Below are 15,030 nucleotides of genomic sequence, written 5' to 3'. Positions count from 1 at the left end.
AGGCCTCAGAGGAGCTCTCTAAAGCGGAGCCTGAACCTCAGCTCTCCGTCAACCGGGAACAAAACCGTGTAGCTGACGCCCTGCTGGATGAAGTCCCATCCGCTTTCGCTCTGGCTGAGTGTCTTTATCGGGTACTTCCATACTTTTGCCTTTTTGTCTAGCTCTATCTCAACCTTCCCAATACCGTAGGGGTCGTTCACCTCGAACTTCTCCGCCTCAAACTCCCTGGGTTCTTCCATAACGCTGTGGACCGCCAGATTAAGCTCGACGCCGAAGAGGGCCCTGGCATCGCTTCTGACGGTGTAGTCAACGATGAAGCCGTCTTCGGTTAATCTAACCGACTTCTCAACGCGGGCGGGCTTTTTGGCCACGCTCCCGTCGCGCTCAAGGGTTATGCCGTTCTCGAAGAGGCTGAAGTCGTAGGCACCTGTGATAAAGTCTCCAAGCTCGACGTAGCGGTTCAGCCTGTACTCGTCGAGGCTGGTTTCGGGCTCAAGGAAGTGGTCCTGAAGGATAGCCCTCAAACTGTTGTCGTAGGCGAGCTCGCGCCTTATCTCCTCCGGAATCTGCTTCCCAAGCTCGTGAATGCTGGCGACACCCTCTCCGTCATCTTCCTCTGGAGTCGCCGCCTCCGGAACCTCGTGGTAGTGCTCCCACCTTCTCGCGAGCACGTCGTTGTAGTTAACGGCCTTCCTTTTGGAGGAAAGCTCGAAGAGGGCCCCGCCGTAAGCTGGTTTAAAGACGGCGTAGAAGTTCTCGCTCTCTATGAAGACCTCATCTCTACCATCGAAGTCGATGTCCCTAACGAAGCTTCCAGTTTCGACGTGGCTCTGGGCCTTGATAATGTTCTCCCAGACGGCCCTGCGCAGGTGCGGGAGGTAGACACCACCGAAGACGCCGTGCCAGTAGGCGTCGTTGCACTGAGCCTTGAGGATGAACTCCCTTGCCTCCGGGTTGTCCCTGACAGCTTTACTAACCATCAGCATCCTCTTGTGCATGTAGTTGCTCTCCGGATACTTGAAGAAGAAGTTCTTCCAGATTCCACCTCTAACGAAAACGCGGTAGCGGTCGAACTTGTTCTCTTTCTTCAGCTCTTCGACGAACTCCACGAAGAGCTTGGCCTGCTTTGCCGGAAGGGACCACTCGCTCATCTCGAAGTATGAGGCTATCGGAAGGTAAACCAGACCGCGCGGCTTGAACCTCTGGAGGTACTCGGAGTAGAGGGTGAGGTTTATCCTCTCGTCGCTGGAAACTTTGTCAAAGAACTCCCTGAGCCAGCCCTTCTCGTAGACCCACTCGTGGGTTCCGGGCCAGACGCCGAACTTCTCACCGTCGTCGTGGAAGACCGCAACCTTGCTCTCGTCCCCGTCGTCAAGGGAGTGGAGGTACTCAAGGGTTTTATCAACCTGGCGGAATGGGATTAGGTAGCGAAGCTTCTCGTCTATCGGGAAGACGGATATAACCTCACCACCGTCCTCGGTGTAGTAGGGCCAGAACAGCTCTTCCTTCGAGAGGCCCGCGCTCATGAAGTGGTAGTCGTCGACGATGACGTAGTCTATTCCAGCAGCGCGGAGGCTCTTCACCAGCTCGGGCTGCCATACTCTCTCGGTGAGCCAGACGCCCTTGGCATCGTAGCCAAGGTTCTTAGCAAAATCCTTGAGCTTCTCAATCTGGACTATCCTGTCCTCCTTGGGGATTGAGGCGAGAACAGGCTCATAGAAGCCAGCAACAACTATCTCAAGCTGACCCTTTCTGACGAGCGAGCGAAGGAGATCGAGGTGCTCCGGCCTGTTGTCCCTTATCCACTCCAAGAGAGGGCCCGAGTAGTGGACGGCAAGCCTCATGTTCGGATACTCCTCCAGCGTCTCCATAAACGGCCGGTAAGATCTCTCATAAGCGCTCTCCATGACCCATCCAAAGTTCCCAAGGGGCTGATGGTTGTGAATACCGAATATGAAGTTCACCATGGCAACCACCACCTACTTATCACTAAAGGTGATACTAAACTTGGGCTATAAATACTTTGCTCTTCAGAGGAGGGAGAAGAGGTAGAGGGCGAGGGCAACGCACACCTGATTGGAGAAGTTGTCGTCGGGAGGAACCCCGTAGAACTCGACGAGCGTCCCAACTAGCGAGCCAAGAACCGCGGCCTTAATTCCCAGGAGAGGGGTTATGACAAGGAGTCCAGTCACGAAGTAGGCCAGGCTGCCCTCCAGGCTCTTTCCGTTCGCGAATCTGTGCCTCCCAAAGTTCTTGCCTATTATGGCCGCCAGGGCATCTCCCAGAGTCGCCAGGGTAACGGAGGCTATGGCAATCTCCTCGCTGAAGAAGTAGACCACGATGAGCGATGCAAGGGCAAAATATATGTGGGCCGCAACGTTGCCCCTCTCGTGAGTCCGCTCTATGTCCTTAACGTGCTTCTCCAGAACCTCTATCCCCGCCACCATCTCAGGGTTTATAAGGCGGAGCCGAACCTTAATCCTGTCCCTCAGCTCCTCGATTATCCTGAAAGGCTCCAGAACAACGAAGAGGGCAAAGGCCAAGGCAATGAAGGTCAGGATGAACTTCGTGTCTGTGAAGATATAGAGGATTGGAACGCTGAGTCCCGTGAGGTGAAGGGCCTTACGCTTCAGCTCGTTTTTTAAGCTCGTGTTCACGTTTTATCACCTCCAAGGCCTCGTTTAAGTCCCTGACGACGTAGTCAGCCCTTTTAGCCCCCTTCCGTTTGAAATAGCCCCTCCTGACGAGTATGCCCACCGCGCCTATGGCCTTCGCGCCAGACATGTCCGTATCGTCCCGGTCCCCCACCACATAGACCTCATCATCCGGAAACTTTGAGAGGGCAAGGCGGAAGTTGTGGGGGGTGAGTTTGGAATACCCGGTCTCCCCGCTTATTATGATCCCGTCGAGGAACTTCCCTATGCCGAGGTAGTCTATCTTCCTCCTCTGCCAGCGGGATGAGGAATCCGTAACGAGAACCAGTCTGGCACCCATCCCCCTGAGGTTTTCAAGGAAGGGGAGTGCGTCAGGATAGAGGCGCAGTTTGGAAAAGAAGACCGCGTCCACCACACGGAGGCTCTCCACAAGTTCCTCCCTCGGGACCTCGCCGTAGACCCTCCGGAATATTTCCTCCGCGATCTCCTCCAGATCCATGCGGTGAAGGGTCTCAACGTCCTCAAGCTCACGGTAGCCCTGAAAGAGGAGGTATTTTATCATCCTGAACTTTCTCCTCCTTATGAGATGCAGTCCCAGCCTCAGGAGGGCGCTCTTTCCAGCATCCCACGTGTTGCAGAGGGTATCATCGAGATCCACTATGACCAGCATCGGAGTTCTCCACCTGTACCGGGTAGGGGGCGGGGTTAAAAAGGCTAGCGGCGGCGGGTTAATTTTAAAAGCTGGGGGAAGAGGTTCAAAGTGATGAGGGGAGAGGCTCTGATATTGGGGGGAATCGTCCTGATATTCATAGGTTTCCTGCTGGTCTTCGTGGGAACGCTGATCTCAGCCTACGGGGGCGATTCCCAGGTTGAGGGCGGGGGAGTGATAATGATAGGCCCCGTTCCCATAGTATTCGGCACAGGAAGGGGTGCGACCCTCGCCATGATCCTTGCGGTGGTTCTGATGGTTCTCTGGATAATAGGGACCCTGCTCCTGAGGAGGGGATGACGTGGACTTTCTGGCTGCCCTGGCGGTTCTGCTGGTCGTTGCCAAAAGTTTGGAGTGGCTCATGGAAAAAGCCGAGATACACCCCATAATAGCCCACGTCAGCGCCGGCGTACTTCTGGGGCCATTTATCCTCAACGCGATCCGTCCCAGCGAACAGCTTGAAGTTTTAGCCCAGTTCGGCCTCATAATGATGATGCTCTACATGGGGCTAACTAGCAACTTCTCGGCGATAGCTCAGAACACCAAGAAGGCAACGGTAGTAGCGGCCCTGGGAGTTCTCTTCTCCTTCGTATTCGGATTCCTCACGATGGAGCTCTTCGGAAGGGGAACGACGGCCGCAATATTCGTAGGTGTCGTTCTCGGCAACACCGCGATCGAGGTAACCAGCGGGGTGCTCGTAAAGGAGAGGGTAAAGCGCGAGGTCTCCTCAATACTCATGGGAGCGGCCTTTGCAGACGACATAATGGCCGTATATCTGATCGGCATCGTTACGGAGATGACCAGGGGAAACCTCAACGCGGCCGCGTTTGGAGTGCTGACTGTTAAGATATTCACGTTCATTGCCATAATCCTCCTCATCTCCGAACACGTCTTCAAACGCGCCCGCTGGTTCAAGAACGTTGTCCGCAACCTCAACGTGTTCTTCACCTTCACCCTGATCCTGACCTTCACACTGGCCATAATAGCCGAGTGGGTGGGTCTCAATCAGATAATAGGCGCATACCTAGCCGGGCTCACGATAAGCAGGCTACGCGAGAGGAAGGACCCGATGATAGTCACCCGCATAAAACTCAACGAGCTCATAGAAAATCTCGAAGTCGTTCTCACGGAGTTCTTCATACCCCTGTTCTTTATCTACGTCGGCTTGATGTTCAACCCACCACTAGAGGAGGTCAGCGCAACCCTCATCCTAGCCCTGTACACATCGGCCATCCTCGGAAAGTTCCTCGGCTGCGGCATCGGTTCAAAGCTCTTCGGCCTCAGCTGGGAGGATTCGGCCCTTATAGGAATCGGGATGGGCGGAAGGGGAAGCCTGGAGCTGGCCGTCCTGACATTCGGTCTCAACGCCGGCTTAATAGATCAGGGAATATTCGCGAGCGTTATAACCGTCTCGATGCTCACCGCCCTCACGACGCCGATCCTCTTTAAGGCATACATCAAAAGGTTAAAATCACGGGCAAAAGCTTAAATTGCCCCACTGAGATGGAACGCTGGTGGGAGAATGAGGTTTCCGATGAATGGAGCGAGCGAGGAAGATGTCCTTGGAGAGCTTGAAGATAAGACTGGGGAAGATCTGACTTTCGATTCTGGAAAAATCCTGGGTTCGATGTGCACTTATCCTCACCCCTTCGCGGTAGAGGTCGTTATGAGGTACATCGATAGAAATCTGGGCGATCCCGGCCTTCACGTCGGGAGCCAGAGAATCGAGAAAGAGGCCGTTGATATGCTGGCCAGCCTCCTGGGGCTGGAGAAGGGCTACGGCCATATAGTCTCTGGGGGAACCGAGGCGAACATCCTGGCCGTGAGGGCAATGAGGAACCTCGCAGGGGTGGAAAAGCCGGAGCTGATTTTACCGGAGAGCGCCCACTTCTCTTTCATTAAGGCCGCCGAGATGCTCGGTGTGAAGCTCGTCTGGGCAAGGCTTAACGACGACTACACCGTCAACGTGAAGGAGGTTGAGGAGAGGATAGGTGACAACACGATAGGCATCGTCGGAATAGCCGGAACGACCGGCCTGGGAGTCGTCGATGACATCCCCTCATTGAGCGATCTGGCCCTTGATTACGGCCTCCCCCTTCACGTTGATGCAGCCTTTGGAGGCTTTGTGATACCCTTTGCGAAAGCCCTCGGTTACAATATCCCGGACTTCGATTTCAGGCTCAAGGGAGTGAAGAGCATAACGATAGATCCCCACAAGATGGGCATGGTGCCGATCCCGGCTGGAGGCATAATCTTCCGTGAGAAGAAATTCTTGGAGAGCATAAGCATTTTAGCGCCTTATCTGGCCGGTGGAAAGATATGGCAGGCAACCATTACCGGAACAAGGCCAGGGGCCAACGCCTTGGCCGTGTGGGCAATGATAAAGCACCTCGGCTTCGAAGGATACAAAGAAATCGTCAAGGAGAAGATGGAGCTAGCCAGGTGGTTCGCGGGGGAGCTGAAGATGATCCCTGGAGTTTACCTCATCCGCGAACCCGTTCTGAACATAGTCTCCTTTGGCTCAAAAAAGCTCGAAGAGCTCGAAAAAGAGCTTAAGGCGAGGGGATGGGGAATAAGCGCCCATAGAGGCTACATAAGGATCGTAGTCATGCCTCACGTCAAGCGGAAGCATTTGGAGGAGTTTTTGAGGGACTTGAGAGAAATTACGGCCACTATCACTCAGTAACACCCTTTATATCCACATGAACGAATGCCCTCTCAACCTCTGGAATCTCCTCGATCCGCTCCTTAACCTCCTCGCTGACGTCGTGCGCTTCTTTCAGGCTCAGATAGGGTGGAACCTCTATGTGGAGCTCAACGTGGAGTCTGTTTCCAACGTAGTGCGCCCTGAGGTCGTGGACTCCCAGGACGTTTGGGACGCCCATGGCGCGCTCCCTTATCTCCTCGCACACCTCAAAGGGAGGGGCCTGACCTGTCAGGTAGCCGAGGTTTTCCAGAAGAATTTCAAAGGCGACCTTCACGAGGAAGAGCGATACCAAAAGGCCGGCAAGAGCATCGCCGTACTTGAAGCCGAACTTCTGGAGACCTAAGCCAGCCAGAACAGCCACGCTGCTCAGCGAGTCACTCCTGTGGTGGTACGCGTCGGCGATGAGTATCTGGCTGTGGAGCTTTCTGCCGACGTGGAGGGAGTAGCGGAACATGAGTTCCTTTGCAAGGATCGACAGAACCGTAACTGCGAGCATGATGGAGTTAACCTCAATAACATTTCCGTGGAGAAGCCTGAAAATTGAATCCCTCCCGATTTCATAGACCACGAGAAGGAGCGCTTCAGCCATGAGGAAGGCCACAAGGGGTTCAAAGCGGGAGTGTCCAAAGGGGTGACTTTTATCTGGAGGCTTTGAGGAAACCTTCATCCCAAAATAGCCCATAACACTGGTAATCACATCACTTAAGGAATGAACGCCATCGGAGATGAGGGCTATGCTGGAGTAGAGAACACCCACCATCAATTTGAACAGGGCGAGGAGAACGTTCCCAACTACTGAGGCCCATATCGGGCGGTAGAGCTCCTCCAAAGGCCACCCTCCGAACTAAGCTGGACGGTCAGTCCGTCACTCCCTCGTCACAGCTCGGACAAGGCTGAACTCATCATCCCAGAAAAGGTAGGAGATGGGGCTTAAAAGGGTTGCTCAGCGATCACCTTTCCTTCCTCACCGGTCGGTTCGCCCATCACTCATCATCGCAGGGGAAAATTGGAGAGGGGGTTTAAGTGGCTTCCGCTCACTGGGAGGCTGTGATGAGCATCGCCACCTTCGAGGTATCGGTCTGACAGTCGTTTCCGGCATCGGACGAGAGCTGGATGGTCATCGTCACCTCAACGGCCCCGTTTTTCGGAAGTTTACCGCTAAAGAGATTCAGTTGAGTGTTGTTGAGCTCCCTGAGGGATTTCCCTTTGTACCGATCGAGAGTAACTGTGGTGCCGTTGAACGTTACCCGGAAATCTTTGATCACCAGATACCTGCTCAGCTCTCCAACGTCGGGGGTGTTGTCTACGAGGACTTCCGCCTTGGAGAGAGAGCCGTCCTCAAGGTCAGTAACGTTAAGAACCATTGAGATAGTGGATACTGGATAATCGCCGCGGTTCTTGAGGTAGAAACGGATCGTCTTTTCCTCGCCCGGAAGGAGATTCCCAAACTCGAAGATCCTGTAGTCATCGTAGTATCTGCTCCCGTCCCTGCTTATCCCGATGTCGAACTCACCCGTTGAGAACTCGTTGTTTTCTGACTTTGCAACGTCGCTGAAGTACGAAACCCCAAACTTGACGCCGGCCAGGAAGACAAGCACGGCCACCAATCCCACAACAAACACGCGTTTCATTTTGTACCACCAACAGTAGTTGTCATGAAAATAGACCATCCAAGATATTTAAAATTTTCGGTTAATAAGTTGTACAAAATGCCGGGGGTAACGTCTTCAATACCCAAGGAGTGACAATGCCTAAGACGAAGAAAATGATAGAGGTAAAAACCAATCAATCACTCCTTTCCCAGCAGTTCCCTAACGGTCTTTCTGACGGCCTCGTAGCTGTTGAGCCTTGGCTTCCAGCCCGTCGATTTCGCCCTGCTTATATCGAGGAGCATGAGCTTAACGTCGCCCTTCCATCCCCTTCCGCCATCAACTCCTCCGGTGAAGCGGAACTTAGGACTCAATCCCATCTCCTCGCTCACTATCTCGGCTATCTCCTTTACCGTTATCCAGTCGTCGCTGCCGAGGTTGTAGACGTCGTAGGTCTCGCCGCTTTTCCTGAAGTGATCAAAGATGTGAAGCATTCCCTCAACCGTGTCGCTCACGTGGAGGTAGCTCTTCCTCTGGGTGCCGTCGCCGAGGATTTCCAGCTCGTTCGGGTTCTTCCGCAGTTTATTGATGAAGTCGTATATAACTCCGTGGTTCGAGCGCTTCCCGATGATGTTCGCCAGGCGGAAGCTCAGGGCCTTAAAGCCAAATATGTGAGCATAGCCGCTTATTATCGCCTCGGCCGCTAACTTGGCCCCTCCGTAGACGCTTATCGGTTTGAGAGGCCCATAGTTCTCGGGGGTGGGGATGATCTCAGCATCGCCGTAAACAGTTGAGGAGCTCGTGAAGATGAGGTATTCAACGTCGGAATCTCTCATAGCCTCCAAGAGGTTGTAGGTTATCGTCACGTTGCTCTCGTAGAGCTTCTCAGGGCTCTGGGCACTTATTCTAACCTCCGGATTGGCCGCAAGGTGAAAGACCGCATCGACTCCCTCAAGGGCCCGTTTCACAGTTTCCCCGTCGATCATGTCCCCATTTATGAACTCAAAGCGCTCGTCACCAATCCAGTGCCTTATGTTGTCGATGCTCCCAGCACTCAGGTTGTCCAAGACCATAACCTCGTAGCCGCTCTCCATAAGCCTGTCAACCAGGTGGGAGCCGATGAAACCGGCGCCGCCCGTAACTAGGACTTTCATTTCTATCTCACCTCGATAGGATAAAGGGAAGAACTTAAATAAGTTTCCAGCACAGTTTAGAGCGCTCGTGAGGATTTAAAACAAGACATGATGCTGGCGTTAGGTGATAACAATGAAGGCTGTCATAATGGCCGGGGGATATGCAACGAGGCTCTGGCCGATCACGAAGGACGTCCCCAAGGCCCTCCTGCCGGTGGGGGACAAAACAATACTGGATCACATAATGGAGAAGGTTATGGAAACCGACCTTGAGACCTACATCTCGACCAACAGGTTCTTCGAGAGCAGATTCAGGCCGTTTGCTGAGAAATGGGGCGTCAAACTCATAGTAGAGGACACCCTGCACGAGGAGGAGAAGCTAGGAACAATAGGAGCGCTGAAGAAGATAATCGAGGAGGTCGGTTTGGATGACTACCTGATTATCGCCGGCGACAACCTGTTCTCGTTCTCGCTCCAAGACTTCCTTCAGAGATATAATGGGAAGCCTCTGATAGCGGTCTACGATGTTGGCGATCCAGAGCTCGCCAAGAGATACGGTGTTGTCCTCCTGGAGGGAGACAAGGTTGTGGACTTCGAAGAGAAGCCGGCCGTGCCGAAGTCCACGCTGATAAGCACCGGTGTCTACGCCCTTCCGAAGGAGGTTATGGCGCTCATTGATGAATACCTCGCAAACGGCCACAGAGACGCGCCAGGGTACTTCCTCAGCTGGCTTCTGAGGAGGGGAATTGAGATACGGGCCTACCGCTTCTCTGAGTTCTGGTACGATATCGGGAGCGCTGACAGCTACCTCGAGGCCCTCAAGACGCTCCTAAAGGAGAGCCATATCGAGGAGATCCAGATAAGCCCCTACTCAAAGATAATCCCGCCGGTGGTCATAAAGAGGGGTACGAAAATACTGGGACGATCAATAATAGGACCATACGCGTACATAGGAGAGGACTGCGTCATAGAGAACTCAGATATAAGCGACTCGATAGTCTTCAAGGGCACCGTGCTTAAGAATGCAACAATATGGCGTTCTATAATCGATGAGAAGTGCGAGATAAGGAACCTCGAGCTGAAGAAGAGCCTGGTCGGAGGACACGCGAAGATACAGAGGGGGGATTAAGTTTTTAATTCTCGTTTCCATTGAGAAGTCGCTATGACCGAAAGTTTAAAATTGAAGCTGATAAAAAACGCAGGCTGGCTTTTTGGTGCCGAGATCATTTCAAAGTTATTGGCCTACGGCATCATCGTCATTCTAAGCAGAACCCTAGGCCCGGAGGGACTCGGCCAGTACTCGTTCATTTTCTACTACGTGGGGCTACTGGGGATTTTTTCGGATCTCGGAGTTGGTTACTACTTTATGCGCGAGGTTGCAAGAAACAGGGGCAGAGCCGAAGAGCTTCTTCCAGATGTCTTAGGACTCAAGATCGTGTTGGCGCTAGTTAATTTTGGAATAATCCTGATCCTAACGCTACCCCTCCCAAAGCCGGCCTGGATGAAGGTTCTCATAATACTGGCCGGAGCCGAGGCTATGCTCACTTGGGTTTCATACGTGTTTGTGAGACTTATGTACGCCAATGAAGTCACGAAGTACGAGGCTATTGCAAAAACCATCGAGAGATTCTGGGCGTTTTTCGTTGGGGGGGCTGTTCTCTACCTCTCTAAATCCCTCAGACCATTCATAATAACCCTCCTTGTGGGCTACTCAATTAGAGAACTCCTGAGGATGAAGTGGGGTTCACGGTTTGCGAATGAAGTCAAGATACGTTTCAAACCGGAGGCATGGCTCTCCCTTCTCAGAAAATCCTATCCCTTTTGGCTCATTGGTCTCTTCACCCTCATCTACTACCGTACCGATATGGTGATGCTGAGCCTAATGCGTGGAGACTATGAGACTGGGATCTACAGGGCAGCCTACACGCTGATCGAAGTTTCCCTGTTCGTTCCAAATATCGTCGTCTCAACAACTATGCCGTCTATGGCAAGACTCTGGGAGAGGGATAGAAAAACACTCAGAATCCTGCTAAAGAAAAGCTTTCAGATTTTGGGAGCCCTAGGCATCGCTGGAACAGCAGGTTATTACATACTCGCAGAGTGGGGAGTCATTATCGTGTTTGGAGAGGGCTTCCTATACAGTGCCTCGGTACTCAGGATCCTAGCCTTTGCCATTCCATTCATGTTCATGAACTCGTTATTTGGAAGCTTTTTGAATGCAACCGGAAGGGAACTAACTTTTACCAAAATAACAGGGTTCACAGCTTTGCTAAACGTTATGCTGAATTACTTTATGATACTAAATTATGGGGCGAGCGGGGCGGCAGTGGCGACGGTGGTAAGTCAAGGAGTGGCAAGTGTTTTAAATACGGTGTATCTTATTTATCAACATTGAACCCTAACAACTCCAACCAGAGGCATTACGAGAATACAGTTAAGAAAGGATTCTTTACATTAAATTGGGAATTATAGTTCAGATATCGACCGGTATTTTAAGAATTCGAAAAGTTTGCCTGTATATAAGACCAGTTCAAGCTCAAAATTAATGTGGGGTTGAGAATAGCTCATTTGTCAATCTTGAAATTTAAATCCCTACCTACATGATCAGAACGGTATCAAAAAGCATACATAAAACAAAAATAAAGATAGAACGGTTATTAGAATTGCTCTCAATCAATTAGATGACCCATATGTTCCCAAAGCATTACTGGAAGTAAACAAAAAAACTTAACCCCTAAAGAAACCCAATATCTTTAAGCAAAATTTTAGTATTATCCTCTGGGTACCATTTTTCTATTAAGACATCCCTGATGCATTTTCGTTTTTCGAGATATGGATCCTTTTCACTAAATAATACAGCCTCAATTGCGGATATAAGTTCATTCACTGTTTTTACCTTTGGGCCTGGAGTATACGTATCAAAGTTTACAGTGTATCCCAAAGATTTTATTGCATCCTCATAATCCGGAACATAAAAGATAACAGGTCTATTTAGAAGTAAGTAATCCACAAAGACGCTTGAATAATCTGTTATTAAAGCATCAAATGCAGGTAGTATATTAGTAATACCCAGAAGATTGGAGTATAACATAGAATTATCAATAAACACTATATTTTCTCTTTCTTTAGAAAGCTTATTTAGATATTCAGGATATTTTGTAAGGGTCTGGTGAGGTTTAAGGACCAGAAGAATATCATTTTCAACCAGAAACTTTTCCACGTCCTCAGAGAGATAATGAGAAATTATATTGAAACTTGAGTGAGGGTCTACATTATTCATTCTATCCCTACGGAAAGTTGGTGCAGCAAGTACGAGATGCTTGTATGAAGTATCTATTCCCATTGAAGAAAGTGCATTAAACGCCCTATCTTTGGATTGTTTAGGGAGTATCAAATCAAACCTAGGGGAGGACGTTAGGACAAATGAATTAGGGGACAATCCAAATTCTGCAATAAATTGAAGAGCAAGAAACGAGGATTGAGTTGTAAAGACAGAAGTAGTCCACCGAAATAGTGAAGTTTCATCCGGTGTAGAGGGGTTGAGATAGCCTATTCTTTTTCCAATATATCCATGCCACAGTTGAACAACTTTTTGATTTCCAAGAGGTTTTGTTACAGCGACATATCCATCACTAAATACCCAGCTCGAGGAGTAGTAGTGTTTTAAGCCCCTGCTAGATCTTAGAAACAAGACCTTATCTTCACCGTATTTTGTTTTCATATTTTCAAGAACAGTGGTCATCAATTTAGAAGGCATTGGCCATTGGACAAATAAAAATTTGACATCATAATCGGTGCTAGTCGATAGGTAATCAAACACATAAAATGCATTATCACCAATCCGAGGAGTAATCACAGAAACTGCATCACTCCTTTTTGGGAGGAATCTATTAGGAATATTAACCAGTTCTCGTTTGATATGATGGGAGATGAACAATATCTCCCCCCCTAGTCAATTAAACCAAGTTTTCTAAGTGTTTTTTCTTCAACACTTTTTCTCACGGGAACTGGAACTCCAGTAATCCCAGAAGTCAATGCCAGCAACGTCACATAAGCAACAGATTCCGGCATTAACAACGTCTCGTCCGGTTCATAACCAAAATTCCTGATCCGTAATGGGGTTTTTGTTCTTTCAGGAACAACGATAAATATCCTCTGGCCTTTATCCGATATTTCATCAGAGACTGCCTGAACAAAGTTAACTAGAGCCGCTTTAGTCGAAGAGTAAACTGAATAGTTCCTACGACCTCTTGTGTATGAACTAGAACCAAAAAGCACTATTGCGCCGTTAGGAGCAAGATACTTCAGTCCAAATTTGGTGACATAAATAGATCCGAGATAATTAACGTTTATTTCATTCTGAATATCCTTAAGCTCTCTCGATTGAATGGGCCCCATATAAAGAATACCAGCAGTGTTTATAATATAATCTATTCTTCCCTCCCTTTCGTAGACTTCCTTAATGGCCCTTTCTACATCCTGAGGATTACTGACATCTACTCCCAATCTCCTAGAGAAGGGATACACTTTAGCCCCATATCCTCTTGAGATATCTACAATTTTCTCTCCAATGCCACTTGTCCCTCCAAAGACTACTATGACTTTATCCCTAAGTGCGCTCAAAAGCGATTCAATGTGGTCCCTAGTTATATTTTCATCCAAGATAAACTCATTGCGTAATTGGAATAGAATATCCAGGAGGTAGTAATCAACATCATAAGTAAATTTAATATTGGTCTTTGATCCTTGGACTATAGTAACATCACAAAGATCATACCTGAGTACCAAGGAACAGTCATCAGTGGCGTTGTCAAAGCCTTCCTCCTCCGCAAGCTTATGGGCCTTTAGTATAACTTTTCTTTTGAATCCCTGAGGGGTTTGCCCATAATAAAGGTATCCTCGCGGAGGTATCCTTAGAATTTTATGCCCATCCGATACCACAACTGTATCGACAGCAGGAATAACAACATCCACAGCACAAGAGTTTTCAAGAGCCTTGATTACTCTTGTGATTATGTCCGATGTAATTAATGGCCTAACGGCATCGTGGATAAGTATATTCTCAACGTCATCCTCCGTGGCAAATACTCCAATCCTCGAGGATTCCTGCCTAGTATTCCCACCATTTAAAACTTTCCTGATTTTGGGATATTTCGACAAAATTACCTCGTTAAAATACTCGTAATAATTAGGATTTATAACAACGTAAATCTCATCCACTAAAGGATGATTTTGAAACACATCTAAGGTGTGTTCGATTACCTTTTTGCCAGCTATCTTAACAAACTGCTTGGGTACGTCCCATCCCACACGAGAACCAGTTCCGCCTGCCAGTATTATAGCAACAGTTTTACCATAACTCATTAGGTCCACCCTTTAAACCTTTGTGATGCTGACCTTTTTAATATTTTTCAAGCTAACCAAATCCAACATTTCTAATAACTCACCAGCACCCAAGCTTAATCCCCATATCATAAAGAAAAACAGGAATCTCAACTTATTGGAGAGCAAACTTAACAGCGTTCCACTAACTATCGTGCCGAGAGGATTAAGCAACCTTGACTAATCTCTGTATTTTGAGAAAAGCAACACATTGCCCCGCCCATACCAAATCCTCTGTTTGACAAATTCCTTAAAAGAACTACGATGGTGATGAAATACCCAACAACATCTGGCAACACCAAAGCGGTATCCATTTTGAAACGCTCTAGCCCAAAAGTCATGGTCCTCTCCCGCCCCCTTGAATCGGACATCAAAGCTTATTTCCAAAAGCACATCCCTTTTTATCATACAAGCCATCAGCGGAAGATATCTGTGTTCTCCTGGAATATTGAATTTCATCGAAAAATAAAAATCCACACCATCTTCCCACAGGCCGTTTTTGGACAAACTTTTCACTTGAGGATGGACTGCTATCCAGTTCCTTCTCTCCATCTCTCCCAATAATCTCTCAAAGAATAACGGATCATTTACTTCTACGTCTGAATCAAGGTATAGTACATAATCTCCCCTAGCTAACACTGCCCCCATTTGTCTTGCATACGCTAACCCCTTACCGTTGTCAGAATAGATACGTCTCGTGTACTTTTTTGCGATTTCAAGTGTTTTGTCTTTTGAGCCTCCATCGATTATTATTATTTCAAAGGGGTTGAGTCGTGAAATCGAGCTGAGTGTTAAATCAAGTGTGCTTTCGCTATTTTTCGTACACACAACTACGGATATCCTAGGTTTCATAATC

14 protein-coding genes are annotated in these 15,030 nt (G+C 49.1%); 5 read left to right on the top strand and 9 right to left on the bottom strand.

The genetic code is table 11. The features are described 5' to 3' along the window. Positions 1-5: 5 nt before the first annotated feature. The 3 genes from A3L09_RS01885 to A3L09_RS01875 form a co-directional block, all read right to left on the bottom strand. Positions 6-1,967 carry an alpha-amylase/4-alpha-glucanotransferase domain-containing protein gene (locus A3L09_RS01885; RefSeq protein WP_088857369.1) on the bottom strand — a complete coding sequence of 654 codons (1,962 nt, stop codon included), beginning with the start codon at positions 1,965-1,967 and terminating at the stop codon, positions 6-8. A gap of 63 nt (positions 1,968-2,030) precedes the next feature. Then, entirely contained in the window at positions 2,031-2,657 is a 627-nt protein-coding gene (locus A3L09_RS01880) for a diacylglycerol/polyprenol kinase family protein (RefSeq protein WP_088857368.1), read from the bottom strand. Beyond that, positions 2,623-3,324 carry an HAD family hydrolase gene (locus A3L09_RS01875; RefSeq protein WP_088857367.1) on the bottom strand — a complete coding sequence of 234 codons (702 nt, stop codon included), beginning with the start codon at positions 3,322-3,324 and terminating at the stop codon, positions 2,623-2,625. The genes A3L09_RS01880 and A3L09_RS01875 overlap by 35 nt, the downstream gene beginning before the upstream one ends. Positions 3,325-3,417: 93 nt before the next feature. On the opposite strand from A3L09_RS01875, the gene A3L09_RS01870 reads away from it, so the two are divergent. Genes A3L09_RS01870 through mfnA form a run of 3 tightly spaced genes read left to right on the top strand, consistent with a single transcriptional unit; the run spans position 3,418 to position 6,049 of the window. Further along, complete coding sequence (locus tag A3L09_RS01870; RefSeq protein WP_088857366.1) at positions 3,418-3,663, top strand: TIGR00304 family membrane protein; 246 nt, start codon at positions 3,418-3,420, stop codon at positions 3,661-3,663. 1 nt (position 3,664) lies between these two features. Further along, complete coding sequence (locus A3L09_RS01865; RefSeq protein ID WP_088857365.1) at positions 3,665-4,852, top strand: cation:proton antiporter; 1,188 nt, start codon at positions 3,665-3,667, stop codon at positions 4,850-4,852. Positions 4,853-4,885: 33 nt separating this feature from the next. Further along, positions 4,886-6,049: a tyrosine decarboxylase MfnA gene (mfnA, locus tag A3L09_RS01860; RefSeq protein WP_088857364.1), complete on the top strand. Its 1,164-nt coding sequence runs from the start codon at positions 4,886-4,888 to the stop codon at positions 6,047-6,049. Here mfnA and A3L09_RS01855 read toward each other — a convergent pair. The 3 genes from A3L09_RS01855 to A3L09_RS01845 form a co-directional block, all read right to left on the bottom strand. After that, positions 6,039-6,899: a cation diffusion facilitator family transporter gene (locus tag A3L09_RS01855; protein ID WP_088857363.1), complete on the bottom strand. Its 861-nt coding sequence runs from the start codon at positions 6,897-6,899 to the stop codon at positions 6,039-6,041. The two genes, mfnA and A3L09_RS01855, sit on opposite strands and share 11 nt — an antisense overlap. Before the next feature lie 205 nt (positions 6,900-7,104). After that, positions 7,105-7,701, bottom strand: coding sequence for a TasA family protein (locus A3L09_RS01850; protein WP_088857362.1), 597 nt, complete (start codon positions 7,699-7,701; stop codon positions 7,105-7,107). Between the two features lie 158 nt (positions 7,702-7,859). Beyond that, positions 7,860-8,813, bottom strand: a complete 954-nt coding sequence (locus A3L09_RS01845; RefSeq protein ID WP_088857361.1) for an NAD-dependent epimerase/dehydratase family protein — start codon at positions 8,811-8,813, stop codon at positions 7,860-7,862. 112 nt (positions 8,814-8,925) lie between these two features. Between A3L09_RS01845 and A3L09_RS01840 the strand changes: the two genes are divergently transcribed. Both A3L09_RS01840 and A3L09_RS01835 read left to right on the top strand, forming a co-directional pair. Then, the gene (locus A3L09_RS01840; protein ID WP_088857360.1) at positions 8,926-9,921 is read left to right on the top strand and encodes a sugar phosphate nucleotidyltransferase; all 996 of its coding nucleotides are present in this window, start codon (positions 8,926-8,928) and stop codon (positions 9,919-9,921) included. Between the two features lie 33 nt (positions 9,922-9,954). After that, positions 9,955-11,187 carry a flippase gene (locus A3L09_RS01835; RefSeq protein WP_088857359.1) on the top strand — a complete coding sequence of 411 codons (1,233 nt, stop codon included), beginning with the start codon at positions 9,955-9,957 and terminating at the stop codon, positions 11,185-11,187. A gap of 339 nt (positions 11,188-11,526) precedes the next feature. On the opposite strand, the gene A3L09_RS01830 is transcribed toward A3L09_RS01835, so the two are convergent. The 3 genes from A3L09_RS01830 to A3L09_RS01820 form a co-directional block, all read right to left on the bottom strand. Next, a complete protein-coding gene (locus tag A3L09_RS01830) occupies positions 11,527-12,612 on the bottom strand; it encodes a CDP-glycerol glycerophosphotransferase family protein (RefSeq protein ID WP_232473603.1) in 1,086 nt (361 codons plus the stop codon). 128 nt (positions 12,613-12,740) lie between these two features. After that, entirely contained in the window at positions 12,741-14,156 is a 1,416-nt protein-coding gene (gene ispD, locus A3L09_RS01825; RefSeq protein WP_088857357.1) for a 2-C-methyl-D-erythritol 4-phosphate cytidylyltransferase, read from the bottom strand. A gap of 198 nt (positions 14,157-14,354) precedes the next feature. Then, positions 14,355-15,026, bottom strand: coding sequence for a glycosyltransferase family 2 protein (locus A3L09_RS01820; protein WP_088857356.1), 672 nt, complete (start codon positions 15,024-15,026; stop codon positions 14,355-14,357). Between the last annotated feature and the right edge of the window lie 4 nt (positions 15,027-15,030).

The sequence above is a fragment of the Thermococcus profundus genome (assembly GCF_002214585.1).
Taxonomy (GTDB): Archaea; Methanobacteriota_B; Thermococci; order Thermococcales; family Thermococcaceae; genus Thermococcus; species Thermococcus profundus.
The sequence above is the reverse complement of the archived record's forward strand: the minus strand, read 5'-3'. Positions and strand labels throughout refer to the sequence as shown.